Source organism: Bacillus sp. ISL-47 (assembly GCF_018613175.1).
Lineage (GTDB): Bacteria > Bacillota > Bacilli > Bacillales > Cytobacillaceae > Cytobacillus.
The window spans coordinates 65,535-75,348 of the sequence record NZ_JAGGQS010000047.1 but is presented as its reverse complement, the minus strand read 5'-3'; the positions used below and the strand labels follow the sequence as shown (position 1 = coordinate 75,348).

General features: G+C 41.2%; 9 protein-coding genes. 6 read left to right on the top strand and 3 right to left on the bottom strand.

The genetic code is table 11. From position 1 onward, the window contains the following. Positions 1-83: 83 nt before the first annotated feature. From J7I93_RS16405 to fdhD, 3 genes are all read right to left on the bottom strand, one after another. Positions 84-416, bottom strand: a complete 333-nt coding sequence (locus J7I93_RS16405; protein ID WP_214988547.1) for a hypothetical protein — start codon at positions 414-416, stop codon at positions 84-86. A 124-nt stretch (positions 417-540) separates the two neighbouring features. Continuing rightward, complete coding sequence (locus tag J7I93_RS16400; RefSeq protein WP_214726948.1) at positions 541-966, bottom strand: CBS domain-containing protein; 426 nt, start codon at positions 964-966, stop codon at positions 541-543. Between the two features lie 191 nt (positions 967-1,157). After that, on the bottom strand, positions 1,158-1,961 hold the full coding sequence (gene fdhD, locus J7I93_RS16395; RefSeq protein WP_214726947.1) for a formate dehydrogenase accessory sulfurtransferase FdhD: 804 nt from the start codon (positions 1,959-1,961) through the stop codon (positions 1,158-1,160). Between the two features lie 252 nt (positions 1,962-2,213). Here fdhD and J7I93_RS16390 point away from each other — a divergent pair, with 252 nt between their 5' ends. The 6 genes from J7I93_RS16390 to J7I93_RS16365 all read left to right on the top strand — a co-directional run bounded on the left by J7I93_RS16390 (position 2,214) and on the right by J7I93_RS16365 (position 9,692). Then, positions 2,214-2,573 carry a Na-translocating system protein MpsC family protein gene (locus tag J7I93_RS16390; RefSeq protein WP_214726946.1) on the top strand — a complete coding sequence of 120 codons (360 nt, stop codon included), beginning with the start codon at positions 2,214-2,216 and terminating at the stop codon, positions 2,571-2,573. A 677-nt stretch (positions 2,574-3,250) separates the two neighbouring features. Further along, complete coding sequence (locus J7I93_RS16385) at positions 3,251-4,525, top strand: C40 family peptidase (RefSeq protein WP_214988545.1); 1,275 nt, start codon at positions 3,251-3,253, stop codon at positions 4,523-4,525. Positions 4,526-4,796: 271 nt separating this feature from the next. After that, positions 4,797-5,489, top strand: coding sequence for a FadR/GntR family transcriptional regulator (locus J7I93_RS16380; RefSeq protein ID WP_214726945.1), 693 nt, complete (start codon positions 4,797-4,799; stop codon positions 5,487-5,489). A gap of 64 nt (positions 5,490-5,553) precedes the next feature. Further along, a complete protein-coding gene (locus tag J7I93_RS16375; protein ID WP_214988543.1) occupies positions 5,554-6,879 on the top strand; it encodes an FAD-binding oxidoreductase in 1,326 nt (441 codons plus the stop codon). Next, positions 6,880-8,235 (top strand): (Fe-S)-binding protein, encoded by a 1,356-nt coding sequence (locus J7I93_RS16370; protein ID WP_214726944.1) that lies wholly within the window; start codon positions 6,880-6,882, stop codon positions 8,233-8,235. After that, positions 8,235-9,692: an FAD-binding oxidoreductase gene (locus J7I93_RS16365; protein WP_214726943.1), complete on the top strand. Its 1,458-nt coding sequence runs from the start codon at positions 8,235-8,237 to the stop codon at positions 9,690-9,692. The genes J7I93_RS16370 and J7I93_RS16365 overlap by 1 nt, the downstream gene beginning before the upstream one ends. The last annotated feature ends 122 nt before the right edge of the window (positions 9,693-9,814 follow it).

Here is a 9,814-nt window from a genome sequence, read left to right as displayed (position 1 = left end):
TCCCCGCGGCAGCTTGAGTGAATGGGGCGGTAATCAACGGGCAAGCTTTATAGTTCAAAAAAAACAATCTATACTATAAGAGTCTAATAATAAAAAGGAAATGGGAAAATAAATGGAAAAGCAAAAGCATAGAATGGAAAACGGCGTCTCCGGTATCTGCGGTATCTTCTTCTTCCATATCCGCCATACCCTCCATATATTCTTGACTCATTTTCTTCAACATCCTCAGGCACCATCATTGTTACGCCTTCATCATCCATATCCTCGATGATGCCTTCAACTTGAGAACCGTCCTTCATCTGGGCAATCACATGGTAATTCATATATTTTTGGCATTGGCTCTTGGCATCCCTGAAGTCCTGATCTTCACGGTTCCATGAAACAGGCAGGTTTCCATGTGCATTAAAATAATACATAAGCATTCCTCCTTTGCATAATCAGGGTATTCACCTATATGCAAAAAAGTGAGTTGTATAAGAAGTTTTTACCATGCAAAATATAAAAGAAATGGATCTCCAAAAAGAGATCCATTCTTTGTTTTTATTTATTTGGTTCAGAAGGATAGGAGATCTCTTCCAGAGCCTCTCCAGCATCAGTTTCAGTTCGGGTATGGACGGCTAAATCACCTAATGATACGATTCCCACAAGTTTGCCGTCATCTACGATAGGAAGGCGGCGAATTTGTACATCTGCCATAATATCAGCCGCTTCTTCAGGTGTCATTGTTACAGTACCCCTCACCGGATCGCCGGTCATTACCTGGGACACCGGTGCATCGAGCGGCAATTCTTCAGCAAGGCCTTTTAATACCAGGTCCCGGTCAGTTGCTAAACCCACTAATTCATTATCTTGTGTAATAGGCATTACACCGACATCCAATTCCTTCATCTTTGCCGCCACTTCCATAAGGGTAGCATTTGGTGAACAGCTTTCTACCTCTGTTGTCATCATTTCAGTGATTTTCATAGGTATTGCCTCCTTCTAAGAATTTGTTATCCTGATATTAATGGATTTCCCCGTGGTAGCAGGTGCGAAACGTATTATAAAAAATAACCAGTAATTGATAAATTTAAGATTTTGAACCCTATAACAAAAAAAGAACCCAACCCGGATTCTTTTATTTGTTATTCTCATATATTTTTGGTGTTCAAGATAAATTAACTTCGCTTCTCAGAAATAATTCTTTCCGGGTGTGAATAAACATTGAAGGTGTCTCCGCGAATAAAACCCACCGCAGTAATATTCAAATCATCTGCAAGCTTAATAGCGAGATTAGTAGGGGCAGATTTTGAAAGGATAATGCCCACTCCAATTTTTGCAGCTTTAAGCAAAACTTCCGAAGATATTCTCCCGCTAAATGCGATAATTTTATCCCTGACAGGAATACGGTTTTCAATACAGTAGCCAAGGATTTTATCTAATGCATTATGGCGGCCAATATCAGTTCTGCTTACTATCAATTCATCAGCTGAAAATAATGCGGCATTATGTACCCCTCCGGTTTCCTGGAACGTAATGCTGCCTTCCTGAAGCTGCTCCATAAATGAGATACATTGCTGTGGAGTCAAAGTCATTTTTGAAGTGGAGGTTTTAGCAGTACGGGCATCATTATGGAAATAAAATTGCCTGCTTTTTCCACAGCACGAACCGATGAATCTTTTGGAATGGAACTCATGGCTTGCTGTGATAGTTTTAGCGTGTAAATCTACATATGAATAGCCTTTGCTTTCGTCTATTTGAATATTTTTAATTTCGTCTATTCTCCGGATAAAACCTTCTGAAGCCAGAAAGCCAATTGTCAGCTCTTTGATGTTATCTGGGCTGCAGACCATAGTGGCGAACTCCTCACCATTCAGATGAATGGTTAATGGATGTTCTGATACAATTTCATCATGTGTTTCCTTCAAAACCCCATCCTGAAATTTAACAATTTTACTGCTGTTGCTGATTTGGCTGTCCATGTAAGCCGCCTCCTAATTTCTGTTCAACTAACAAAAATATTAGCACAAAATCACAATTAGGCAAGAAATTAATATTGGCATAGTGTTAATATAGATGCGGTACCAGGTACCTATACCACTTTGCAATTGGTATAGGTACCTGGTACCCGGCTTATTTGTTTGACAATAAGGGCGATAATTGCTTAACTTATTAAAGTGAATAGCTGTTTAAGCTTTTTAGGGCAAATAATTGGATATTAGAGGGTTGGATAGATGAATAAGTATGAAGCTGAATTTAGTAACTTAGTGCGCTCCTTCAGGAAAAAGCATATGGGTAAAGGGCCAAGCCAGGTCAGGACAACTTTCTGTAAAAATTGGGCTATTTGTGAGATGGAAGGGAATCTGTCTCCTGTAGAAAAGTTTATTGCCAGTGCAGATGAAGGAAAACAAATGCTTCGTGCAGCCCGAACTGAAATGGTAAAAGAAATGTATAAGAAAAATCGTCCATCAGAAATGGAAGACTTCCTGCAGGCGAAACTTATCGACCTATTTGTTGACATTGATATAGAACGTGATTTTGGGATGTCCGTTTTTGTTTTTGATCAGGACATCCAAAGCAAATTTAGGAGTTAGCAGATTAAACTATTTGCCCGGTTCCTTCTATATTAAGTGCATCATAATTAAGCAATATAACTAAAGGCTGAAATCTCGAGGATGTCAACTCGGATATCGGTCTTTTTTTATTGGCTCTTTTCTAAAGAATGTTGTTTTTAAATAGATTATGCAATTAAAAACATTAATAAATTAGTTTGGTTGATTGGAGCATAATGTGCTAATCCCGCGAAAATGCATTCGCATTCCTTCGTTCGTTGATGATTCAAGGATGCTTATTCAAAGTCCAGCGGGTTGAGTGGGACAGGTGAAACCCGACAGGCGCTGGGGGGCGAGGATACTCACCGCCTACCCCGCGGAAGCTTGAGCATCCTGGAGCGGAAATCAACCTCTACTCACTTCTTGTTTAAATAGCAACAAAGTTTGTGAAAACAGCCTTTTTATTAAATGAAGAAAAAACAGGAAAAATGTCATGCCAAATTCGCGAAAAAAGGGGTTTAATGTCATGAATGAAATATTTTTGTAATAGTAATATTACAAGCCTGTCAAATAACGGTGGTATAATCCTCCATAGAAAGACAAATTTACTAAGAGTTTATTGTAATCGCTTAATTTTAAAATACATAGTGCAAAAGTTTTATATATTTCATATGCTGGCTAGGATTGGCCGAGTGCATATCAGAAAGCAGGGAGTAATTTTGAAAAAAAAGCTGCTCGTTTTAAATACTACAATTATGCTAGGGCTTGGAAGTGCTTTTTCTATTCCGGGCGTAAATGCTGAATCTATTAATAAATTACATAATCAAAAAAGTGAAGTCCAGCAGCAGCGATTAGACATACAAACCAGTCTTGCCAAGGCTGATCAGGAACTAGTTTCAGTATTAAAGGAAATATCCGAACTAAAAATAAAGATTCAAAGAGTAGAGAAAGCGATTGAAGATAATAATAAATTAATAGAAAACACACAAAGCAAAATTACGAGCACTCAATCCGAGTTAGATGAATTGCAATCGGAAATGGAGATCATCGAAAAAAGAATCGAAAAGAGGAGCTCTGTTTTGAAACAGAGAGCGCAGTCGTTCCAGGAAAGCGGCGGAACAGTAGCTTATTTAGATGTTCTGCTTGGTGCTTCAAGCTTCAGTGATTTTGTTGACCGTGTTGATGCAGTTACGACTTTCGTTCAGGCAGACAAACAATTAATGTCGGAACAGGAAAAGGATAAAAAAGAACTTGAAGAGAAAAAGGCTGCAGTTGAAGCAGAGTTGTCCAAATTGAACGGTATGATGACCGAGCTGGAAGGCATGCAGGCTAATATGGTGGAACAAAAACAGCAGAATAACTCGCTGATTCAGCAGCTGAAAGTACAAGAGGGCAGTATTGCTGAAAAGAAGGCGAAGCTTCTAACTGAGGATAGCAAATATGCTTCTATGATTGCTGAAATCGAACAAAGCTTAGCTGCACAAACTGCGGCTATTTCACCATCATCTCCAGGGGCAGATAGGCCTAAAACACAAACAACAGTAAGCAAGGACAAGCCTGGCAGCTCCAGCAATACTGCACCTAAGCAATCAGTTAATGGAAGCAGTGCAGTTAATATTGTCACAACTGCTGGGAACAAGTATATCGGCAATTCGGTTTATGTGTTTGGCGGCGGCAGAAATTCTTATGATATTGCCAATGGAAGATTTGATTGTTCCGGATTTGTTCATTGGTCATTTGCTCAAGCAGGAATTAAGGTAGGAGCCAGCACAGATTCTCTTAAATATGCTGGAAGCCAGGTTTCTGCCAGCGAAATGAAGCCTGGAGACCTTGTTTTCTTTGATACGTATAAAAAGGATGGACATGTGGGCATTTACCTTGGCGGCGGAAAATTCATCGGTTCCCAAAGCTCAACAGGGGTCGCGATTGCCAATATGTCAAGCGGCTACTGGAAGAATGTATTTAATGGCCGTGTAGTCCGCGTAATAGAATAAATAATAGTTCAAACCTGATCACCATGCGAAAGCATGACTGGTCAGGTTTTTTTTGTTCTCCAATATCAATTCCTGCTGGAAAGGCAGCAAGATAATAAGTAAGCCCTTCTTCCTAGCAAAACACTTAAGTATAAGAAAGAAGATATAAAATACTTGAAATCTTAAATAAATTCTAAATATTTTATTGATTAATACAATTCATCGTGCTTTAATAATAAATAACAAGCAACATATCAGATATGTGATGTCTGAAATGGGAGGAGGCATTAGCGTGAATGTAAAAAAGATTTCAAATCGGAAAATTTCAGATTTGGTTGCAGAGCAAGTCGAAGAGATGATTGCGAAGGGTTCCTTTCAGTCGGGGGAGAAGCTGCCATCCGTTAGAGAATTATGCGAATTATTTGGTGTCGGGCGCTCCGCCGTCAGGGATGCTTTAACATCACTGCAGGGGAAAGGAATTGTTCATGTTAAGCAGGGAGAAGGAACTTATATTTGCAAGTTTGACTCCTCGAAATTATTTAACAGCCACCACTTGCTTCCTGACATTAAAGACATCCAGGAGCTGTTCCAAGCGAGAAAAATGGTCGAAACCGGTCTTGCCGAAATAGCGGCGAGAAATCGCACGGAAGAGGATCTCAGAAAAATGACTGTGCTGATTTCAGATACAGCCATTCATGGATGGGAGGAGGATTACCAGTTTCATATGGCGATTGCCCATGCAGCAGGAAATGATATCCTCATCCAGTTTGTTCAGTTTATTTCGGAAACTATGAAAAAGTCGATGATGGATTTCCATAAGCATATCCAAACACAGCCTGAAACTGCCAAAAAAATTGAGCAGCAGCATCTTGAAATCTATTTTTCTATTAAAAACCAGCAACCTGAACAGGCACATAAACACATGATTGAGCATTTAGAACTGGTGGAGCAGCTTTTGCAAATGAGTATTCTTCAGGAACAATAAAGTATTTTTTTTAAATCTATGAGAAACGTTGTTTGCTATTACGAAACGATAGGTGGTGTTTGTTTTGATTGCGGCAGAATCAATGAGCGAGTTAAAAACAATCCTTAGAGAAGATCAATTAATAGAAGGTGAAAAAGAAGTCCATCCCTTTGGAAACTCGGGACATGTGAAAGCTTATCCAGAATCAGAAGAAGATATATCAGGAGTATTAAAATATGCCAATTCAAATGGTTTAACCATTAACATAATGGGTGGAGGAACAAAACGAGGGTTTGGGGGCCTTGATGAAAAGGCAGATATCCTGCTTTCTCTTGAAAGGTATACAGGAATTGTAGAACACACTCCTGGAGATATGACATTAACAGTAAAAGCAGGAACTCCTTTCAAAGAACTCCAGGATTACCTGGCAAAGCATAATCAAAAGATTTCACTTGACCCATTCTGGCCGGAAAAGTCAACAATTGGCGGAGTGATTGCTGCAAATGAAAGCGGACCCAAAAGATTGGGATACGGATCCGCCCGTGATGCGGTTATTGGGTTAAGGATTGTTTATCCAGATGGGAAGGTTATCCGCTCTGGCGGCAGAGTTGTTAAGAATGTTGCCGGATACGATATGAATAAGCTATTTATCGGGTCAATGGGAACGCTTGGGGTTGTCTCCGAAATTACGTTAAAACTAAGACCGCTGCCTAAAAGTGAAAGCCTGGTTCTTGTATCGTTCCCGCAAGGAAATCTTCAGGAAATAAGATCATTCACGGTTAAGGTTCTTGATTCCATGATTGAACCAGTAACTATGGAGCTATTAAACCCAGCACTTTCAGAGAAGCTTACCGGAATAAACTTCTATACTCTTGCGATGAGCTTTGAAGATGTAGAAAGCTCTGTCCGATATCAGGAAGATTTTATAAAAAACATTTTGCCAGCAAATGCAAAATTAAGTGTAAATTCAAAAGAAGAAGCAGATTTCTTCTGGAAGCGCTTTTACCAGCATATTCCGAATGGGACATCTGAAGTATTGGCAGCTGAAACAGAGGCTTGCTTGAAGGTTGGTACGGTTAATCTGAATGTGCTGAATGTTATAAAGGAAACTGAGCTTCTAATAGACTTGTTCAACGTATCGGTAGAGTCACACGGAGGCTTGGGCCATGGATTGAGTCAGGTATCCATCAGAGGAGCTGCCGAGGATGTAGCTTCTGCGGTTAAAAAAGCAAAAGAGATCGCTGAGAAGGCTGGTGGATATGCTATTGTGAAGCATTTGCCATTTGAATTGCGAAAAGAAGTAAATGTCTGGGGAAAGAATCCATCGTACTTCTTTCTTCTGCAAGGAATTAAAACAAAAGTGGATCCGCATAAAACATTGAACCCAAACAGGTTTGTAGGAGGAATTTAAATGAGTGTCCGGGAACTCGATTTAAAACAAGATCCGCCATGTACGTCAGGCTTGGGCAACTATCTATGGAGCGATCCGCCGGATGAAAAGAAATGGGCAGACTGTGTCCATTGCGGAATGTGTCTGGAATCCTGCCCTACTTATGAGCAGACAGGACAGGAACAGCATTCGCCAAGGGGGCGCGTTCATCTGATTAAATCAGTGGCTGAAGGGAAGCTTTTAGTGAATGAGCAATTCATGGATCCGGTATTTCAGTGCCTGGATTGCCGTGCCTGTACAACTGCCTGTCCTGCTGATGTTGATGTAGGAGGTTTGATTGAAGAAGCCCGCGGGCAAATCCGCCAGGCAATGCCGTTAACAGGGGTAAAGGGAGCTGTCAGCAAGTTTTTCCTTCATGATTTATTCCCTCATCAAAATCGCTTGAACACTCTTGGGGGCCTATTAAGGTTTTATCAAAAAAGCGGCATGCAAAAAGTGGTACGGAAGACGAAGCTGATTAATATCATGCCTCAGCATCTTGTTGATATGGAATCAATCATGCCAGAGGTGAAAGAGCCCGTTAAAAAGAAATATAAAGATGTTAAGGTGATTAAAGCCAAAGGTGAAACCAAGCAGGAAGTTGCCATGCTAACCGGCTGTGTAATGGATGTTATGTTCAGCGATATTAATGAATCTACCATAAATGTACTCACCAGAAATGGAAATGATGTTGTCATTCCTCAAAATCAGACCTGCTGTGGAGCACTTCATGTCCATGCTGGTGACCGCGAAATGGGAAGAAAGCTCGCAAAACAGAATATGGAGGCCTTTAAGGATTTTGATAAGGTGATCGTGAATGCAGCAGGCTGCGGATGCATGATGAAGGAATATGCAGAACTATTCAAGGAAGATCCAGAACTGCATGCGAAGGCAGAGGAGTTTTCAGAAAAGGTAGAAGATATTTCTAAACACCTTCATGATACAGGATATGAAAAGCCAAAAGCTGAATTAAATAAACGTATCACGTACCATGATGCCTGCCACCTTGCACATGGCCAGGGAATCCGCCAGCAGCCGAGGGACATTTTATTGGATATACCTGGAGTAGACATGGTCCATATGCCAAATTCAGATCGTTGCTGCGGAAGTGCTGGAATTTATAATATAACCAATCCAGAGATGGCCAATGCTGTCCTTGAAAGCAAAATGGAGAATGTGCCGGATGATGTAGAAATGATTTCAATGGGAAATCCGGGTTGTATGCTTCAAATGGCGATGGGGGTTCAGAAATACGGCCGTAACCAGAAAATCGTCCATACTGTACAGCTGCTTGACTGGGCGTATAAAAAGGAAGACGGCATGAAGGAGGGTGAATAATGAAGGTAAAGAATATTAAATCGAAGGATAAACATATCTTGAATTTGGCTAATATTGTTGGCGGCGCCCGTTCCATCCTCTATCAAAAGGAGGATTTGCTTGCCTATGACTGTGATGGTTTTACGATTCACAAGCATTTGCCAAAAGCAGTCGTTTTTCCGAAGAACACCCAGGAAGTAGCTGAAGTGGTAAAGTACTGTTCAGAAAATGAGCTGCCCTTCCTTGCAAGAGGGGCAGGAACAGGATTGAGCGGAGGTGCCATACCGCTCAATGGGGAAATCATAATCAGCATGGTACGGATGAAAAAGCTTATTAGTGTGGATCTTGAAAACCGCCGCGCTGTTGTGGAACCGGGATTTGTTAACCTCAAACTCACAAATTCAATATCAGACAAAGGCTATTACTATGCTCCCGATCCCTCCAGCCAATATTGCTGTACAATCGGAGGAAATGTTGCTGAAAATGCTGGTGGTGCCCATTGTTTGAAGTACGGGGTAACCACAAATCATATTCTTGGACTTGAAGTGGTTATGCCGAATGGCGAGATAATCGAAATCGGAAATGACGGCATCCCGGATGCGCCCGGGTATGATCTGCTTGGACTGATCACAGGCTCGGAGGGCACATTGGGAATTGTTACTAAAATAACTGTCCGTATTCTTAAGAATCCGGAAGGAAAGCAAACTGTACTCGCATATTTTGATAATGTCGAGGATGGCAGTCAGGCAGTTTCAGATATTATATCCGCGGGCATCGTACCAGCTGCGTTGGAAATGATGGATAAGACAGCGATCGAAGGTGTAGAAGCAGCAGCCTTCCCGGTTGGGCATCCGAAAGATATTGAAGCTGTTCTGCTTATTGAAGTGGATGGTATTGCTGCAGGGATTGATGAACAAATTGATCAGATTCTTGAGGTATGCAGAAAGCGGAATGTCCGTGAAGTCCGAGCAGCTAGGAATGAAGAAGAAAGAGCAAGATGGTGGGCCAATCGAAAGACTGGCTTTGGCGCCATGGGAGCGATCTCTCCAGATTACCTGGTACAGGATGGAGTGATCCCTCGCAGCAAGCTGCCTGAAGTACTGCAAAGAATCAACCAGATTAGCGATGAATCGGGATTAAGAATTGCGAATATTTTTCATGCTGGTGATGGAAATTTGCATCCGCTTGTATTATTTGATGCCAGAATACCTGGGGAATCAGAGAAAGCGCTTGAAGCTGGAAGCCAATGCTTGAAGGTATGTGCGGATGTTGGGGGAACAATAACCGGGGAACATGGTGTCGGTATTGAAAAGCGGGAAGAGATGCGATTTGTTTTCACTGAAGAAGAAATTGCTGCCCAGACAGAAATTCGTGAAGTCTTTAATCCTCATAACCTGCTAAATGCAGGGAAACTCTTCCCGTCACCGGGCCGCTGTGTGGAAATCAAGAAAGAGTTGAAAACCCAGGCGATTTCATAACTAACAGGCAGCCGCCGATAGACTGGCTAACAAAAATGGAAAGAATCATAAATTGCTTGAAAATTATTGAAACTGTGAAGAAAATCATGCTATTATTTTTTTAAGAGCAATATGAGAAACGG